The sequence below is a fragment of the Streptomyces sp. NPDC088817 genome, assembly GCF_044750345.1.
Taxonomy (GTDB): domain Bacteria; phylum Actinomycetota; class Actinomycetes; order Streptomycetales; family Streptomycetaceae; genus Streptomyces.
On the sequence record NZ_JBIVJN010000013.1, the window covers coordinates 1 to 17,499 of the forward strand.

12 protein-coding genes are annotated in these 17,499 nt (G+C 70.7%); 2 read left to right on the plus strand and 10 right to left on the minus strand.

Translation table 11 applies throughout. The features are described 5' to 3' along the window. From ACIP4X_RS23215 to ACIP4X_RS23230, 4 genes are all read right to left on the minus strand, one after another. Positions 1–197 (minus strand): flavodoxin-dependent (E)-4-hydroxy-3-methylbut-2-enyl-diphosphate synthase (locus ACIP4X_RS23215; RefSeq protein ID WP_276112244.1); only part of this gene is annotated, 197 nt, incomplete at its 3' end. Positions 198–369: 172 nt separating this feature from the next. Beyond that, positions 370–1,662, minus strand: a complete 1,293-nt coding sequence (locus tag ACIP4X_RS23220; protein WP_358734770.1) for a site-2 protease family protein — start codon at positions 1,660–1,662, stop codon at positions 370–372. A gap of 8 nt (positions 1,663–1,670) precedes the next feature. After that, a complete protein-coding gene (gene dxr, locus ACIP4X_RS23225; protein ID WP_358734586.1) occupies positions 1,671–2,933 on the minus strand; it encodes a 1-deoxy-D-xylulose-5-phosphate reductoisomerase in 1,263 nt (420 codons plus the stop codon). A gap of 144 nt (positions 2,934–3,077) precedes the next feature. Then, a complete protein-coding gene (locus ACIP4X_RS23230) occupies positions 3,078–5,018 on the minus strand; it encodes an acyl-CoA dehydrogenase family protein (RefSeq protein WP_358734588.1) in 1,941 nt (646 codons plus the stop codon). Positions 5,019–5,367: 349 nt separating this feature from the next. On the opposite strand from ACIP4X_RS23230, the gene ACIP4X_RS23235 reads away from it, so the two are divergent. Together ACIP4X_RS23235 and ACIP4X_RS23240 are read left to right on the plus strand one after the other, a co-directional pair. Further along, the gene (locus ACIP4X_RS23235) at positions 5,368–6,381 is read left to right on the plus strand and encodes a LacI family DNA-binding transcriptional regulator (RefSeq protein WP_358734590.1); all 1,014 of its coding nucleotides are present in this window, start codon (positions 5,368–5,370) and stop codon (positions 6,379–6,381) included. Positions 6,382–6,678: 297 nt separating this feature from the next. Beyond that, entirely contained in the window at positions 6,679–8,730 is a 2,052-nt protein-coding gene (locus ACIP4X_RS23240; protein ID WP_401350369.1) for a TIM-barrel domain-containing protein, read from the plus strand. Positions 8,731–8,799: 69 nt separating this feature from the next. On the opposite strand, the gene ACIP4X_RS23245 is transcribed toward ACIP4X_RS23240, so the two are convergent. From ACIP4X_RS23245 to ACIP4X_RS23270, 6 genes are read right to left on the minus strand one after another with little or no spacing between them, the layout of a single operon-like run. Next, positions 8,800–9,513 (minus strand): GH12 family glycosyl hydrolase domain-containing protein, encoded by a 714-nt coding sequence (locus ACIP4X_RS23245; protein ID WP_358734595.1) that lies wholly within the window; start codon positions 9,511–9,513, stop codon positions 8,800–8,802. Between the two features lie 38 nt (positions 9,514–9,551). Next, the gene (locus ACIP4X_RS23250) at positions 9,552–11,750 is read right to left on the minus strand and encodes a glycosyl hydrolase family 95 catalytic domain-containing protein (protein WP_391458384.1); all 2,199 of its coding nucleotides are present in this window, start codon (positions 11,748–11,750) and stop codon (positions 9,552–9,554) included. Beyond that, on the minus strand, positions 11,747–13,708 hold the full coding sequence (locus tag ACIP4X_RS23255) for a beta-galactosidase (RefSeq protein WP_391458382.1): 1,962 nt from the start codon (positions 13,706–13,708) through the stop codon (positions 11,747–11,749). The genes ACIP4X_RS23250 and ACIP4X_RS23255 overlap by 4 nt, the downstream gene beginning before the upstream one ends. A 10-nt stretch (positions 13,709–13,718) precedes the next feature. Then, the gene (locus ACIP4X_RS23260) at positions 13,719–14,654 is read right to left on the minus strand and encodes a carbohydrate ABC transporter permease (protein WP_358734601.1); all 936 of its coding nucleotides are present in this window, start codon (positions 14,652–14,654) and stop codon (positions 13,719–13,721) included. Further along, entirely contained in the window at positions 14,651–15,685 is a 1,035-nt protein-coding gene (locus tag ACIP4X_RS23265; RefSeq protein ID WP_358734603.1) for an ABC transporter permease subunit, read from the minus strand. Before ACIP4X_RS23265 ends, ACIP4X_RS23260 begins: the two co-directional genes overlap by 4 nt. Positions 15,686–15,713: 28 nt before the next feature. Further along, on the minus strand, positions 15,714–17,408 hold the full coding sequence (locus tag ACIP4X_RS23270) for an extracellular solute-binding protein (protein ID WP_391458378.1): 1,695 nt from the start codon (positions 17,406–17,408) through the stop codon (positions 15,714–15,716). Positions 17,409–17,499 lie beyond the last annotated feature (91 nt).

Here is a 17,499-nt window from a genome sequence, read left to right on the forward strand (position 1 = left end):
TGACAACCCGACGCCGTCAGCTCCGCGATCTGCTGCAACGTCGCACCCACGTCCGACGTACGCGTCGTCGTCATCGACTGCACCGACACCGGAGCGTCCCCGCCCACGGCCACGGACCCGACCTGGATCTGCCGGCTCTTGCGGCGCTCGGCGAGCTTGGTCGGAACGGACGGCATGCCGAGAGAAATCGCAGTCATCTGCTGTGCAACCCCAAGTCGTGGATCAAGGTCCGGCCTCGTTCAGCGGCGGGCTCCAGGCATCGAGATTACGGCACGCCCGTGCGCCCCAGCACATCCCACCCGGCCAAACCCACTCAATGGAAGGCGGCCGGACGGGAGATCCGTCCGGCCGCCTTCCACGGGGTCTCCGCTAGGAGATCTTGACCGGGTTCACCACGTCCGCGATCAGGACCAGGATGGTGAAGCAGACGAAGACGCCCGCCACCACGTAGGCCACCGGCATGAGCTTCGCCACGTCGAACGGACCGGGGTCCGGTCGGCGCAGCACCCTCGCCAGGTTCCGCCGCAGCGACTCCCACAGCGCCCCCGCGATGTGCCCGCCGTCCAGCGGGAGCAGCGGGAGCATGTTGAACAGGAACAGGGAGAGGTTGAAGCCGGCGACCAGCATCAGGGCCATGGCCAGCTGCTGGGTGGGCGGGATGTCCAGGGTGAAGATCTCGCCGCCGACGCGGGCCGCGCCGACCACGCCCATCGGGGAGTCGGGCTGGCGTGGAGCGCCGTCGAAGGCCGCGTTCCACAGGGCCGGCACCTTGCCGGGCAGGCTCGCGATGGAGTGGACTGCCTCGCCGAGCCGGTCGCCCATCCAGGTCACGGACTGGCCGAAGTCCTGGCGGACGATGCCGGTGGCGGCGCTGAAGCCGAGGAAGCCCGCGCTGACGTACTGCCCCTGCACGATCTGGCCGTGGGAGTCCTTCCTGGCGACCTGGTTGGTGGCGATCTTCGCGTGCAGGGTGACGTCCTGTCCCTTGCGGTCGACGACGATCGACACCTGCTTGCCGGGGTTGGCGCGGATCAGGTCGGACAGCTCGTTCCAGTTGTCGGTCCTCACCCCGTTGAAGGAGACGATCCTGTCGCCCGCCTTCAGGCCCGCGGCCGCGGCCGGCGCCGGGGCGTCGGTCTTCTTGCAGTCGTCGCGGTTCTCGCTCTGCGCGATGACGCACTGGGAGACGGAGCTGACGGTGGTCGTCTGCTGCGAGATGCCGAAGCCCATGAGGACGGTCAGGAACAGCGCGACCGCGAGGATCAGGTTCATGAAGGGGCCCGCGAACATCACGATGACCCGCTTCCACGGGGCACGGGTGTAGAACAGGCGCTTCTCGTCACCGGGGCCGAGCTCCTCGAAGGCCGCCGAGCGGGCGTCCTCGATCATGCTGCGCCAGGGCGAGGTGGAGCGTGCCGTGATCCGGCCGTCGTCGCCCGGCGGGAACATGCCGATCATGCGGATGTAGCCGCCGAACGGGATGGCCTTGACGCCGTACTCCGTCTCGCCCTTCCTGCGGGACCACAGCGTCGGGCCGAATCCCACCATGTACTGCGGCACGCGGATGCCGAAGAGCTTGGCGGTGGACAGATGCCCCAGCTCGTGCCACGCGATGGAGACCAGCAGGCCCACCACGAAGACGACTATGCCGAGGATCATCATCAAGGACGTCATGCACGCGCCTCCGCTGTCGCCGTTCGCGCTGTCAGTTCCCGGGCCCTGGCGCGGGCCCAGGTCTCCGCTTCGAGGACGTCCGGCACCGTCAGGGTAGTTCCCGTGGCGGGTGTGCCGTGCTCCTCGACCACGTGTGTCACGGTCTCCATGATCCCGTTGAAGGGCAGTGTGCCGCGCAGGAACGCGTCGACGCACTCCTCGTTGGCCGCGTTGAACACGGCCGGGGCGGTGCCGCCGAGCCCGCCCACGTGCCGGGCGAGCCCCACGGAGGGGAAGGCCTCGGTGTCGAGCGGGAAGAACTCCCAGGTCGACGCCTTGCTCCAGTCGAAGGTGGGCGCGGCGTCGGGAACGCGTTCCGGCCAGCCCAGGCCGATGGCGATGGGCCCGCGCATGTCCGGGGGCGTCGCCTGGGCGAGGGTGGATCCGTCGGTGAACTCAACCATCGAGTGGACATACGACTGCGGATGCACGACGACCTCAATGCGGTCGAAGGAAATGTCGTACAGCAGGTGTGCCTCGATGACCTCGAGCCCCTTGTTGACCAGGGTGGCGGAGTTGACCGTGATCACCGGGCCCATGGCCCAGGTGGGGTGGGCGAGGGCGTCCTCGACGGTGACGTCGGCGAGCTCGGCCTTGGTCCGGCCGCGGAAGGGGCCGCCGGAGGCGGTGACGACGAGCTTGCGCACATCGGCCCGCGTTCCGCCCGCGAGCGCCTGGAAGAGGGCGGCGTGCTCGGAGTCCACCGGGATGATCTGGCCGGGCTTGGCGAGCGCCTTGACCAGCGGGCCGCCGACGATGAGCGACTCCTTGTTGGCGAGCGCGAGGGTGCGGCCCGCCTCCAGGGCGGCGAGGGTCGGGGCGAGGCCGATGGAGCCGGTGATGCCGTTGAGGACCGTGTGGCAGTCGGAGGCGGCGAGGCGGGTGGCCGCGTCCGGTCCGGCGAGGATCTCGGGGAGGGGCTCGGACGCACCGTACTGCGCGGTAAGCGCCTCGCGCAGGGCCGGTACGACGTCCTCGCGGGCCACGGCGACGGTCCGTACCCGCAGCCGGTACGCCTGCTCGGCGAGGAGACCGACCCGTCCGCCGTTGGCGGAGAGCCCGGTGACCCGGAAGCGGTCCGGGTTGCGCAGTACGAGGTCGATGGCCTGGGTGCCGATGGACCCGGTGGACCCGAGCACCACCACGTCCTTGGGGCCGTCCCCGGCGACGGGGTCGAAGACGAGGTGCGGGTCGGCGAGAGGGGCTGGACTGTCGCTCATCCCCCCATTGTGGCCGCACCCGGTGCCCGGAATGACAGAGCGTCCCCCTCCCGTGGGTCATGCGTCGTCGCCACCGCCCGAACCGCAGGGCGGGCACGGCCGTTCCGCTGGTGGCCGCGCCCGCCGGGCCGCAGGGTCCTACCGTCACCGGATCGGGCGGTGCGCGTTCTCCCTCTTCGCCGGTCCGGGGGTCGCCTCCGCGATCCACGGGCCGTCGTCCGACGGGTCGATGACGCCCTCCTCCAGCCAGGTGTAGGCGCCGCCGAGGACGCCCTTGACGACCTTGCGGTCGAGGTCGTCGGTGTTGGTCCACAGGCGGTCGAAGAGTTCGGCGACGCGGATGCGGGACTGCCTGCAGAAGGCGTCGGCCAGCTGGTAGGCCTCGCGGCCGTGGTCGCCCTGGGTGCGCAGGAGCTCGGCGCGGACGCAGGCCGCGCTCATCGCGAACAGTTCGGCGCCGATGTCGACGATCCGGCCGAGGAAGCCCTGCTTGGTCTCCATCCGGCCCTGCCAGCGGGACATGGCGTAGAAGGTGGAGCGGGCGAGCCTGCGGGCGTGGCGTTCCACGTAGCGCAGGTGGCCGGACAGATCGACGTGTCCGGGCGGGTGGAACTCGGCGTACGAGCGCGGGAGCTGGCCCGGGCCCGCGACCAGCCTGGGCAGCCACTTGGCGTAGAAGACGCCCGCGTTCGCGCCCGCCCTCGCCTTGTCCGACAGGGACTTGTCGGGGTCGATGAGGTCGCCGGCGACCGAGAGGTGGGCGTCGACCGCCTCCCGCGCGATCAGCAGGTGCATGATCTCGGTGGAGCCCTCGAAGATGCGGTTGATGCGCAGGTCGCGCAGCATCTGCTCGGCGGGGACCGCGCGTTCCCCGCGGGCGGCGAGGGACGCGGCCGTCTCGTAGCCGCGGCCGCCGCGGATCTGGACCAGCTCGTCGGCCATCCGCCAGGCCATCTCGGAGCCGTAGAGCTTGGCGAGGGCGGCCTCGATGCGGATGTCGTTGCGGTTCTCGTCGGCCATCTGGGACGACAGGTCGAGGACCGCCTCCAGCGCGAAGGTGGTGGCCGCGATGAACGAGATCTTCGAGCCGACCGCCTCGTGCAGCGCGACCGGCTTGCCCCACTGTTCGCGGACCGCGGACCACTCGCGGGCGATCTTCAGGCACCACTTGCCCGCGCCCGCGCACATCGCGGGCAGGGAGAGACGCCCGGTGTTCAGGGTGGTCAGGGCGATCTTCAGACCCTGGCCCTCGGCGCCGATGCGGTGGGCGGCCGGGACCCGCACCCGGTGAAAGCGGGTGACGCCGTTCTCGATGCCGCGCAGGCCCATGAAGGCGTTGCGGTTCTCCACGGTGACGCCCTCGGAGGCGGCCTCGACGACGAACGCGGTGATGCCGCCGCGGTGGCCCTCGGACTTCGGCACGCGCGCCATGACGACGAGGAGGTCGGCCACGACGCCGTTGGTCGTCCACAGCTTGACCCCGTCGAGGACGTAGCCGTCCCCGTCCGGGACGGCCGTGGTCGCCAGGCGCGCCGGGTCGGAGCCGACGTCCGGTTCGGTGAGCAGGAAGGCGGAGATGTCGGTGCGGGCGCAGCGGGGCAGGAAGGTGTCCTTCTGCTCCTGCGTGCCGAAGAGTTTCAGCGGCTGCGGCACGCCGATCGACTGGTGCGCGGAGAGCAGCGCGCCGATCGCGGGGCTGGCGGAGCCGGCCAGGGCGAGGGCCTTGTTGTAGTAGACCTGGGTCAGGCCGAGGCCGCCGTATTTGGTGTCGATCTTCATGCCGAGCGCGCCGAGCTCCTTGAGCCCGGTGACGACCTCGTCCGGGATCCGCGCGTCGCGCTCGATCCGGGCCGAGTCGATCTTCGTCTCGCAGAAGTCGCGGAGCTTGGCGAGGAACTCCTCGCCGCGCTGTACGTCGTCGGCCGCGGGCAGCGGGTGCGGATGGATGAGATCGAGCCGGAAGCGGCCGAGGAACAGCTCCTTGGCGAAACTGGGCCTGTGCCAGTCCTGCTCCCGGGCGGCCTCCGCCACCTGGCGGGCCTCGCGCTCGGTGACAGTGGGCTTGTTGGACGTTGGTGCGGACATGAGGCTCACCTCGCCGCGAAGAGGGATGGAGGGCGCGGTACGTTACCGACCGGTGCTACTGGATCGTATGTACCCGATACCGGGCGGACCCACCACCCCACGCGCACGGACGCTCGCAGTCCACCGTCTGTCTCGGTCTGTTTCCACCCAGCATCGTGTGTGCGGGGCGTGACGACCACTCCTTGTACTCCGTTCGGATGGCGCGTCCGGGAGCAGGGGAAGAAAACAATCGAAGCGCTTCGACAGCCTATGGACACTCACTCCTGCCGGGGCTACTGTCGAACCACCCTTACCTCCCGATGTCGGTACTGCGCACTGTCGAAGCGCTTCACACACCTTGGAGAGCTGGATGGTCACCCTCGCCGAGGTCGCCCAGCACGCCGGAGTCTCGGCGAGTACGGTGAGCTACGTCCTCAGCGGCAAGCGGTCCATCTCCGCGAGCACCCGGCAGCGGGTCGAGGAGAGCATCCGGAAACTCGGCTACCACCCGAACGCGGGCGCCCGTGCCCTGGCGAGCAGCAGGTCGAACATCATCGCCCTGATGATCCCGCTGCGCACCGACATGTACGTGCCGGTGATGATGGAGATCGCCATCGCCGTGGCCACCACCGCCCGTACCCACGGCTACGACGTGCTGCTCCTCACCGGTGAGGAGGGCCCCGACGCCGTGCGCCGGGTCACCGGCAGCGGGCTCGCCGACGCCATGATCCTGATGGACGTCGAGCTGGACGACGAACGGCTGCCGCTGCTGCGGGAGACGGACCAGCCGTCCGTCCTGATCGGTCTGCCCACCGACACCACGGGGCTGACCTGCGTGGACCTGGACTGGGGTGCGACGGGCGCGCTGTGCGTGGAGCACCTGGCGCTGCTCGGGCACCGGGACATCGCCGTCATCGGCGAGGCGCCCGCGGTCTACGAACGGCACACCGGCTTCGCCGAACGCACCCTCGACGGCCTGCGCTCCCGGGCCCGCGAGCTGGGCCTGGGCCTGCTGCACCGTCCGTGCGAGGGCGGGTACGACGCGATGGCCCTGACCCTGGCCCGGATCCTCGACGAGCGCCCGGGCACCACCGGCTTCGTCGTGCAGAACGAGTCCGCCGTCGAACCCCTGCTCGCCCTGCTGCGCCAGCAGGGCCGGGCGATCCCCGAGGACGTGTCGGTGGTCGCGATCTGCCCGCACCAGGTCGCCGTCCAGGCCTCGGTGCGGCTGACCTCGGTGGGCATCCCCGCCCAGGAGATGGGGCGGCACGCGGTCGCGCGCCTCGTGGCCAAGCTCGACGGGCAGGGCGCGGACGAAGTGGTGCTCATCGCGCCGGAGTTGACGGTCCGGGCGAGTTCGGGGCCGGTCGCCTCCGGCTCCTGACACCGGTCCGCTCCGTCCCTGGCCCGCCCAGGACGCCTCCGTCCCACTCCTTCAAGGAGCACTCTTGAACCCTCTCCCAGCTGAAACAGGGAGATTCCTGGCTCACGTCGCCTGCGGATCCAGCGGACCAGCAGGTCTTACACGATCAACACCAGCCGGGGTGGAACCAGCCCGGTTCGGCACTGCAAGCGAAGGAGCCGCTGTGCTGGCTTGGTTCTCGCTCAGCACGCCGGAAAGCGTACCAGCTCGTCCCATTCCTCCCCGCTCTGAAGGGCGGGGCATCCTCGGAGGAACCCGGTGAACCAGCATGCTGAGAACCAGCCCCCGCACGGCCCGGTCAGCCTCGCCCAGTCCTCCCCCACGGTCGGCACGTTCCGCGACCGGGACGGCGTGCTGGAGTGGAGCGGCCGCCAGGAGACCGTCCGCATCGAGCCGTGGGGGCCGGACGCGGTCCGGGTCCGTGCCCGGCTCGGGGGCCCGGTCCTGGACGACCTGCCCGGCGCGCTCCTCGCCGACGCCCCGGCCACCGAGAGCACCGTCAAGATCGAGGACGGCCGAGGTCGCCTGACGGTCGGCGCGCTCACGGTCGATGTCGACGCCGCGGGCCTCGTCCGCTTCCTGCGCACCGACGGCCTCACGGAACTGCTGGCGGAGGAACGCGCCCACTTCTGGTGGCCAGGACCACGCCTCTACACCGCCGTCGGCAACGGCCACCACCGCCTGGAGCAGCGTTTCGCCGCCTACGACGACGAGAGGCTGTACGGGCTCGGCCAGCACCAGCACGGCCGGCTGGACCAGAAGGGCCTGGTCGTCGACCTGGTCCAGCGCAACGCCGAGGTCACGATCCCCGTGCTCACCTCCAGCCGCGGCTACACGCTGCTGTGGAACAACCCGGCCATCGGCCGTGTGGAGCTGGCCGGGAACGGCACCCGCTGGGTGGCGGACTCCGCCCGGCAGATCGACTACTGGATCACCGCGGGCTCCCCGGCCGACGCCCAGCGCCGCTACAGCGCGGTGACCGGCCGCACCCCGATGCTGCCCGAGTGGGCGGCCGGCTTCTGGCAGTGCAAGCTGCGCTACCGCACCCAGGACGAACTCCTCGAAGTGGCCCGCGAGTACAAGCGGCGGAACCTGCCCATCGACGCGATCGTCTGCGACTTCTTCCACTGGACCCACCTGGGCGAGTGGAGGTTCGACCCGAAGGAGTGGCCCGACCCGGCGGCGATGGTGCGCGAGCTGGCGGACCTCGGCATCAAGCTGGTGGTGTCCGTCTGGCCCTCGGTCTCCCCGCTGAGCGAGAACCATCCGGTGATGGAGCAGCGCGGCTACTTCATCGGCACCCAGTACGGCCCGATGGCGCACGCCGACTGGCCCGACAAGGAGGTCGCCTCCACCGTCCAGGTGGCCTTCTACGACGCCACCAACCCCGAGGCGCGGGAATTCGTGTGGTCCAGGATCAAGGAGAACTACCTGGACCCGTACGGCATCACGGCGTTCTGGCTGGACGCCTGCGAGCCGGAGCTGAAGCCGGGCTTCGCCGAGAACCTGCGCTACTGGGCGGGTCCAGGCCTGGAGGTCGGCAACCTCTACCCGGCGGAGAACTCCCGCACCTTCGACGAGGGCCTGCGCGCGACCGGCGTGGACGAGGTGATCACCCTCAACCGCTCGGCGTGGGCGGGCAGTCAGCGCCACGGCGCCGCCCTGTGGTCCGGTGACATCGGCACCGACTTCGCGACCCTGCGCCGCCAGATCGCGGCCGGCCTGAACACCGCGCTGTCCGGGATCCCCTGGTGGAACACCGACATCGGCGGCTTCCACGGCGGCGACCCGGACGACCCCGCCTACCAGGAGCTGCTGGTGCGCTGGTTCCAGTTCGGCGCGCTGTCCCCGCTGATGCGGCTGCACGGCTTCCGGGACCCGGGCATGCCGCTGGGCCCCCGGATGACCGGCGGCCCCAACGAGGTCTGGTCGTACGGGGACCGGGCCTACCCGGTCCTGGAGAAGTACCTGCGGCTGCGCGAGCGTCTGAAGCCGTACGTGCTGGAGGTCATGCGGGAGGCCCACGAGGAGGGGCTGCCGGTGATGCGGCCGCTGTTCCTGGAGTTCCCCGCGGACCAGACGGCGTGGACGTCGGACGACTCCTACCTCCTGGGCCGGGATCTGCTGGTCGCCCCGGTGCTGACGGCCGGGGCCACGGCCCGCACCGCATACCTCCCCGCGGGTGCGCGGTGGACCGACGCGTGGACCGGCCGGGAGTACGAGGGCGGTACGGCCGTGACGGTCGACGCCCCGCTGGACCGCATTCCGCTGTTCCTGCGGGACGGTGCCGAACTCCCGGTCGCCGGGTAGCACGGCGCGGACGTGCGGCCGGTCCCTCCCCTATTCGGGACCGGCCGCACACTCGGGGGCCCGCCGGGATCAGCTGCTGCTGACCGTGAGGCTGTTGGTGGTGAAGTTCAGGCCGCCGGACGACGACGTGATCTCGAAGCCGAACTGCACGTCCCCGATGGTCACGTTGCCGAACCAGCCCTTGGTGTCCTTGATCCACTTCAGGATCGGCAGGATGTCCACCGTGCCGGAGCCGGAGTTGGAGCTGCGGATGAACGAGAACACGTCGTTCGAGCCGTTGTTGCCCTTGTAGACGGTCCAGGTCGAGCCGCCGAGGGTGAGGCTGCCCTGGGAGCTGCCGAGCGGGCCGACGGCGCCGGTCTTGTTGACCCAGAGCATGATCTCGTACTTGTAGCCGGTGTCCCAGATGTCGTACGAGGTGTTGTACGCGCCGGAGGACGGGACGGTGACGTTGTAGCTGCTGGTGAGCGAGGCGAGCGAGGTGATCGACTTGTTGACCACCTTCTTGGCGTTCGGGTAGGACTTGATGCCGCCCGTGTTGGGGTGGTTCGCGGACACGCCCCAGTTGGTGCCGGAGTTGGCCCAGATGCACTGGCTGCCGGCGCCGGAGCCCCAGATGTTGTTGTAGAGCGTGTAGCCGTTCAGCGTGGTGTTGCCCCACTGGTCGCAGGAGTTCCAGACGGCGGCCTGGGCGGGGGCGGAGGCGAGGCCGACGGTGGCGCCGAGGGCGAGGGCCGGCGCGAGCAGCGCCGTGCACAGCCTGCTCCGTGTGCGTGTTGCCATGGTGGTGTCCCTTCCATGGGTGGGGGGAGTTGCGGGGGTCACCACGTCCTCAGGTCGAGGGCGTGGACCTCTCCGGCGACCAGGTCGAGCGGTCGTGCGCCGGAGGGAGTCCTCAGGTCGATACGGAGGGTGCGGGTGGGGCGCAGCAGCGCCGTGGCCGCGTCGGGGCCCCACGTCAGGTCGAGCTCGGCCCCGAACCGGGTGCGGACGCCGCGCAGTTCGCCCTCCGGGTAGGCGGGCGGGAGCGCGGGCAGCAGGACCAGCCGGTCCGGGGTGGACCGCACCAGCGTCTCGATCAGCACGGCGGGCAGGGTGTGGGCGGCGTCGGCGTTGTAGACGTTCCGGTTCGGGTAGTGGGCGCTCATCAGGGAGGCGTGGAAGTAGTCGCCGTCCAGGACGTTCGCGAGGGCGCGGGCGGCGCGGGCGCCGTCGCCGAGGCGGGCCGCGATCAGGGCGTGGTGGAGGTGGCCGTGGGCCGAGTCGTTCTCCGCGCCGCGCAGTACGAGGGCGCGGTGGGCGGCGGCGGCCAGGTCCGGGGTGTCGTGGGGGTCGATCTCGTCCAGCGGCCAGACGGCGTAGAGGTGGCTGAGGTGGCGGTGGTCGTAGGTGTCCGCCAGGCCGGGCCACGCCCATTCGGCGAGGGCGCCGTCGGCGTTGATCCGGTGCGGCGGGAGGCGGTCGGCGAGGGCCTGCCAGCGGCCGGCGTCGGGGGTGCCGGGGTGGTAGGCGGCGGCCGTCAGCAGGGCGTGCCGGGCGGCGGAGAGGTCCATGGCCGCGTTGAGCGTGCCCCAGCTCGCGTTGGCGGGGCGGTTCTCGGGTGAGTAGGAGGGGACGACCACGAGGTGGCCGTGCTCGTCGGTGCGGGTGAGGAAGTCCTCGTAGAACCGGGCGGTTTCGGCGAGAGCGGCGGCGGTGCGGGGGTCCTGGGCGCCGCGGGTCTCGTCGAGGTCGACGAGCGGCTTGAGCAGCCAGTCGGCTCCCGCGGTCCACAGGTGCAGCGGGTACTCACGGCTGAAGTGGTAGCTGTGGCCGGACTCGCCGTCGGTGTGCGCGGGGGCGACGGCTCCTCGGGTGCCGAAGATCGCGCGGGCGTTGTCCCGCCAGTGGGGCAGTTGTGTCTCGACGAGCCGGGCCAGCGCTTCACCGGCCTCGGGGAGTCCCGCCGCGGCGGCGGAGGCGGTCTGGAGGTTGAGGTTGGCGTCCGTGGTGAACGCGCCGGACCAGGCCGTGTCCCAGTCACCGGTCCACAGTCCGGTGAGCCGGGGCGGGAGCAGGCCGCTGGCGGACAGCAGGTGGTAGCGGCCCGCTCCGAACAGCCGCTCCGCCAGGGCCGCGCTGCCGGGTCGCTTCAGCAACTCCGAGCCGGGAAGGGCGCGTTCGTCGGGTTCGCCGTGCAGGTCGAGGGTGACACGGTGGTAGGCGGTGCGGTGCGCGCGCAAATGGCGGTCGAGGAGGTCGTCGTACGTCCGTGCGGTGAGCAGGTCGAGCAGGGTCCCCGCCTCCTCGGTCACCGCCGGTTCACCGGTGTGCCGGCGCACCCGGGTGAGCAGCAGCACCGAGTCCGCGCCGGTGATGCGCACTCCGGGCGGCGTGAGGGCCGTGGTGCCCCCGGTGACGGCGATCAGCGTGACGCCGGTGTAGGCGCGGTCGCTGCCGGGGTAGCGGGCGTGCAGGCTCAGTACGGCGCCCTCGGCGGTGAGCAGCGCTCCGTCTTCGACGCGCAGGCCGGGCGGCGCGCCGGGCAGCCGGTGGTCCAGGCGGACGCCGAGCGTGGGGCCGGGCGCGGTGACGTGCTGGACGATCACGTCGTCGGCGCGGGAGACGAAGACGCGGCTGCTCCAGTCGCCGCACACCGCCGTCGTCTCGCCGCTGGTGAAGTCGACCGAACGGCGGTAGCCCCGGCGGGCACGGGACGGGCGGTGCAGCCGGATCCGGAAGGCCGGGTGGAAGGGCTGCACCCACTGCAACGGGCGGCCGTCCGTGAAGGACTCGGCTGCGGTGGGGTCACCGGCGAGCAACCGGTCCTGGAGGGCGGGCAGTTCATCGGCGAGGAGCGGGGGCCGGGCGTGCTCGGCGCCGTTGGGGCGGACGAGGGTGTGATGGGTGACGATCACGCGGTCGTCGTCCGGGTCGCCGAACACGAGGGCGCCGTGGTGGCCGTTGCCGCTGAGGAAGGCGTCCTCCCAGCGGGCGGCCGGGAGGGGTTCCCAGGTTCCGTGCCGAGGTCCGCCCCTCACGGCTTCAGCACCGCCGCTCCGTACCGTCCGAGCGTCGTACGGCCGGTCACGGCCTCCCCGGTGAGCAGGTCGCGGTGGGTACCCGGCACGTCGACGGTGACCGGCTCGCGTCCGTGGTTGAGCAGGAACAGCAGCTCGCCGCGCCGGACGGCCTCGACCCCTGCGGGCAGTCCGTCCAGCACCGGGCGGACGCCCGCGTCGGCGGCGGCGCGGGTGAGCAGGGTGCGCAGCGCCTCGGGCTCCGGGAGCGTGGAGACGTACCAGGCGCGGCCCCGGCGCAGCACGGCGGGCAGCCCGTCGAGTTCGCCGCCCTGGTAGGGGACCGTCTCGTCGGCGGTGCCGGCGGCCTCGATCTCCTCCGACCACAGCGTCCCGCGCAGCCCGCCCGCGCACACGACGCTCTCCCCCGCGTCCAGCGGCCACCACTGGTGCAGCGTGCGGATGCCGAACAGCTCGCGCAGCCGGGGGTCCATGCCGCCGGGGCGCACGCGGTCGTCCTCGTCGGCGACCCCGGTGAGGAAGCCGCACACGAGGGTGCCGCCGCCCGCGACGTACGCGAGGAGGTTGTCGATGGCCGCGTCGGTGAGCAGGTAGAGCTGGGGGACGACGACGAGCCGGTGGGCGGTGAGGTCGTGTTCGGGGTGGGCGAAGTCGGTGGGGAGGTGGGCTTCCCACAGGGCGCGGTGCCAGGCGCGCAGCACCTCGGGGTACGCGACGTGCGTGGACGGGCGGCCGTCCTGTTCGCAGGCCCACCAGGAGTGCCAGTCGTGGAGGACCGCGATGTCGCGGCTGCCGTGGGTGCCGGACACCTCGGCGCCGATCCGGTCCAGTTCGGCGCCGATGCGTTTGATCTCCTGGAACGTGCGACCCTGCTCGCCGGCGTGGCCGACCATCGCGGAGTGGAACTTCTCCGCGCCCTGCCGGGACTGGCGCCACTGGAAGTAGCAGACGGCGTCGGCGCCGTGGGCCACCGCCTGGAGGGACCACAGGCGGTTGAGCCCGGACGGCTTGGGGTGGTTGACACCGCGCCAGTTGACCGCCCCCGCGGCCTGTTCCATGAGCATCCAGGGGCCGCGGGCCTGGGAGCGGGTGAGGTCCTGGACGAGCGCGCCGTACTGGGCGCCGAGAGGGTCGCGCGGGTCGGGGTAGAGGTCGACGGAGACGACGTCCTCCTCGGCGGCCCAGCGCCAGCCGTCCTGACCGGACCACAGCGGCATGAAGTTGGTGGTGACCGGGAGGTGCGGGGTGTGCCGGCGGACGACGTCGCGTTCGGCGCGGTAGCACTCCAGGAGCATGTCGGAGGTGAAGCGGCGGAAGTCGAGGACCTGGGCGGGGTTCTTCAGGTAGTGCGCGCGGCGCGGGGGCAGGACGCCGTCCCAGCTGTCGTAGCCCTGGCTCCAGAACGCCGTTCCCCAGGCGGCGTTGAGGGCGTCGAGGGCGCCGTACCTCGTGCGCAGCCAGCGACGGAAGGCGGCTGCGGCCTCGTCGCCGTAGTCGTGGGTGCAGTACTCGTTGTTGATGTGCCACATGGTGAGGGCGGGGTGGTCCGCGTAGCGGGCGGCCAGGTCCTCGGTGATGGCGGCGGCGTAGCGGCGGTAGGTGGCGCTGGAGTGCGAGAAGTGCTGCCGGCCGCCCCACCACTCGGTGCGGCCGTCCTCGTCGCGGGGCAGGGTGTCCGGGTGCAGGCGGCCCATCCAGGGCGGGGGCGAGGAGGTGGGCGTGGCGAGGACGACGCCGACGCCGTTCTCCCCCATGAGGTCCATCACCGTGTCGAGCCAGCCGAACTCCCGTGCCCCGGGGTGCGGTTCGAGCTTCGACCAGGAGAACACCCCGAGGGTGACGGAGTTGACCCCGGCGTCCTTCATCAGCCGGACGTCGTCGTGCCAGGTCTCCTCGGGCCACTGCTCGGGGTTGTAGTCGCCGCCGAAGAGGACGCGGCGGTCGGCGATCGTGTGCATCACAGTGCTCCTATCCCTTGACGGCCCCCGTGAGCATCCCCTTCCTGAAGTGCTTCTGGACGAACGGCGACAGCACGGCCACCGGCAGCAGTGCCATCACCATGACCGCCATCTGCACGGCGAGCCCGGAGAGTTGACCGGTCTTGATGGACTGGGCGAGGCCCACGGGAGCCTGCTGCTTCTGGACGAGCTGGATCATGACGTTCTGCAGCGGCAGCATGCTCTGGTCGTTGAGGTACAGGGACGCGTTGAACCACGCGCTCCAGTAGCCGACCGCGTAGAACAGCGTGATCACGGCGAGCACCGCGCGGGACAGCGGCATCACGATCTGCCACAGGATGCGCAGGTCGCCGGCGCCGTCGATGCGGGCGCTGTCGATGAGTTCCGGCGAGATGTTCATGAAGAAGCCGCGCAGTACGAGGATGTTGAACACGCTCACCGCGCTGGGCAGGATCAGCGCGAGGTAGGTGTCGGTCAGGCCGAGGGTCTGCACCAGCAGGTAGGTCGGGATGAGACCGGCGCTGAAGAACATCGTGGCCAGCAGCGTCATCAGGATCCAGCGGTGGCCGAGCGAGCCGGTGCGGGACAGGCCGTAGGCGCACAGCACGGACACGGTCATCGAGAACAGCGTGCCGACCAGGGTGACCAGGATGCTGACGACCGCGGCGCGGGTGACCTGGCCGCCGCCGAGCAGTTCCCGGTAGGCGACGAAGGTGATGTCCTGGGGCACCATGACCAGACCGCCCGCCTCGTCGATGGTCCTGCGCGAGGACAGGCTGGTGACGACGACGATCCACAGCGGGAAGAGGATCGCCAGGCAGGCCAGGGCCAGAACGAGTCCCTTGCCCGCCAGGCCGGCCCTGGTGGGCTTCTCCTCCCACACCGGCCGGTCCGGGGCGGCCCATCCACGGCGTTCCCGTACGGGCTTGTCGATCACGGCGGTCACTTCCGGTACACCCCCTGCTCGCCCATGAGATGGGCCACCTTGTTCGCGGCGAGGACCAGTCCGAGGCTGACCACGCCCTTGATCAGGCCGGCGGCGGCCGCGTAGCCGAAGTCCTGGTTGCGCACGCCGTTCCACCACACGAAGGTGTCCAGGACCTCGGCCGCGCCGGGGCCGACGGCGTCGCGTTGCAGCAGGATCTGTTCGAAGCCGACGGTGAGGGCGTCGCCGACGCGCAGCACGAGCAGCAGTGCGATGACCGGGCGCAGCGCGGGCAGCGTGACGTGCCAGATGCGGCGCCACCGTCCGGCGCCGTCCATCGCGGCGGCCTCGTACAGGTCGGGGCTCACCGAGGCGAGCGCGGCGAGGAAGACGATGATCCCCCAGCCGGCGTCCTTCCACACGCTCTGCGCGGTGACGAGGAACTTGAAGGTGGTGGGGTCGGTCATGATGTCGAGGCCGTCGTAGCCGTGCTGCCGCAGGAGTTGGGAGAGCAGCCCGGCGCCGCCGAACAGTTGCTGGAAGACGGCGATGACCAGCACCCAGGAGAAGAAGTGCGGCAGGTACAGCACGGCCTGCGCGACCGCCCGCACCCGGGGCCTGACCACGCTGTTGATGAGCAGCGCGAGCAGGATCGGGACGGGGAAGTACAGCACGAGCTGGAGGAAGAACAGCACCAGGGTGTTCTGCACGGCGTTCCAGAACGCCGAGTCCGCGAAGATCGCCCGGAAGTTCGCCAGGCCCACCCAGGGGCTGTGCAGGATGGAGACGACGCCGTTGTCGCTGATGTAGGGGTCGTAGTCCTGGAAGGCGACGACGTTGCCGAGAATCGGTATGTAGTTGAAGAGCAGGACGAGGACGACGGCCGGGAGCGTCATCAGGAGCAGCACGCGGTCGCGCCGGAACCTGATCCGCAGGCTCAGCCTCCCGGCGTGCGGGGCGTTCCGGGTTCCGGTGGCGCCGCCGGACGCCTTCGCGGTCCTCGCCGTCGTGTCGGCCTCGGTCCCGCTCCGAGGCACCGTGCTGTGGGACACGGCCGGTCTCCTTGCCTCGGCGCCCGGCTCAGCCTGCCGCCGAGCCGTTCTCGTCGAGGATCTTCCTGTACCAGTCGCGGAGTCTGTCGCCGCCCTTGCTCTTCCAGTCGGAGACGGCCTGCTGCATGTCGCTGATCTTCTTGTGACCGCGGACGATGTCGTCCTCCAGCTGTTCGAAGTCGTTGGACAGGTTGGTCCAGCGGGAGGGCTCGGTGATCTGCATGCCGTAGAAGGCGGACTTCCTGGTGAAGCCGCCCATCCGCTGCTGCCACTCGACCTGCGCCCGGGTGACGTCCGGGAAGTCCGGGTGGGCGAGGGTCGGAGCGGGGCTCGCGATCATGATGTAGGCGTTGATGACCTCGTTGTTGCCCTTGTCGTTCTTGACGGGCACCCCGTCCTTCAGGGTGTAGTGCGTGCCCTCGACCCCGTAGTTGGTGAGCATGTACTCCTTGGTGCCGTACGGGGCCGCGGTGACGTTGGCGACGGCCAGCGCGTCACGGATCACGGACTCGGACGCCTTCTTGCTGACGAAGGCGAAGATGTTGGCGGGCTGGGTGGCCCACAGGGTGGGCCGACCGCCGTCGTGGCCGAATATGTCCATGCCGGAGACCTTGAAGGCCGGGTTCTGGGCGGCCTGTTCGGCCGTCCGGCTGTACCACTGCGAGATGTCGTTGTTGTAGATCAGGAACTCGCCGGCGGCGAACTTGGGGCCCGGGTCGGTGGAGGCGCTCTTGCCCAGCTCGAAGTCGGGGTGGACGCATCCGGCGGCGAAGAGCTTGCGGGTCCACTCCAGCGCCTCCAGGTACTCCTGGGTCTCGACGCGGTTGACGAGCTTGCCGTCGACGAGGTCCCAGCCGAGGGGCTTCTCGCCGCCGGAGAGCACACCGAAGGCGTTGAACGCGGTCCACTTCATGTCGCCGCAGGCCCACCGCTTGGCCCGGGCGTTGGTGATCTCCTTGGCCAGCGCCAGGAACTCGTCCGCCGAGCTGGGGAGTCGGTAGCCCTCCTTGTCGAACAGGTCCTCGCGGTAGAGGGGCACGATGTTCGTCACACAGGAGGCCGGCATGGGCAGGCCGCGCAGTTTCCCGCCGAAGATGGAGCGCTGCCAGGCGTCCGTGGGGATCGCCGCGAGGTTCGGGTACTCCTTGACCGCGTCCCCGGACAGGTAGGGGCCCAGGTCGGCGAACTTGCCGGTGATCGCGCTGGGTATCTTGCCGCCCATGTTCCAGCCGGGGACCACCACGACGTCCGGGATGCTGCTGGAGGCGAGGACGGCTCCGAGCTTCTGGTCGTAGGTGTTGCCGTCCTGGTTCTGCCAGACGACGTCGACGCCGATGAGGTCGTTCATCGCCCGGTAGTACGCGTTGTCCTGCTTGGGCGGGGAGCCCCAGAAGGGCGACATGACGCTGACCTTGCCGCCCTTGCCGAGCTTCTTCGGCACGGAGGTCCTGAGGCCGGCGAGGTCGAGCTGGCGCGTGAAGCCGACGGCGGAGCCGTTCCTGGCGGGGATGTCGGGTGTGACGACGTTGTTCGCCACGTAGGACGGCAGCAGCTTCCTGGCGTCCTTGCCCGACGTGGTGCCACCGCGCGAGCCGCTGTCGCCGCTGTCGCAGGCGGCGAGCAGCGGCATCCCTCCCGCCACCGCTGCGGCGGCGACCGCCGTGGAGGCGAGGAAGCTTCTCCGGCTGGGGCCGGCGGAGGCGGGGGCGGCGTTCGGCGTCATTGCGTCAACCCTTCGTGGCGCACCAGGACACCCGGCGGTGGGGCCGTCGGCTGCGGTGTCTCTATGTATCGATGTATCGATACGGGGAGGT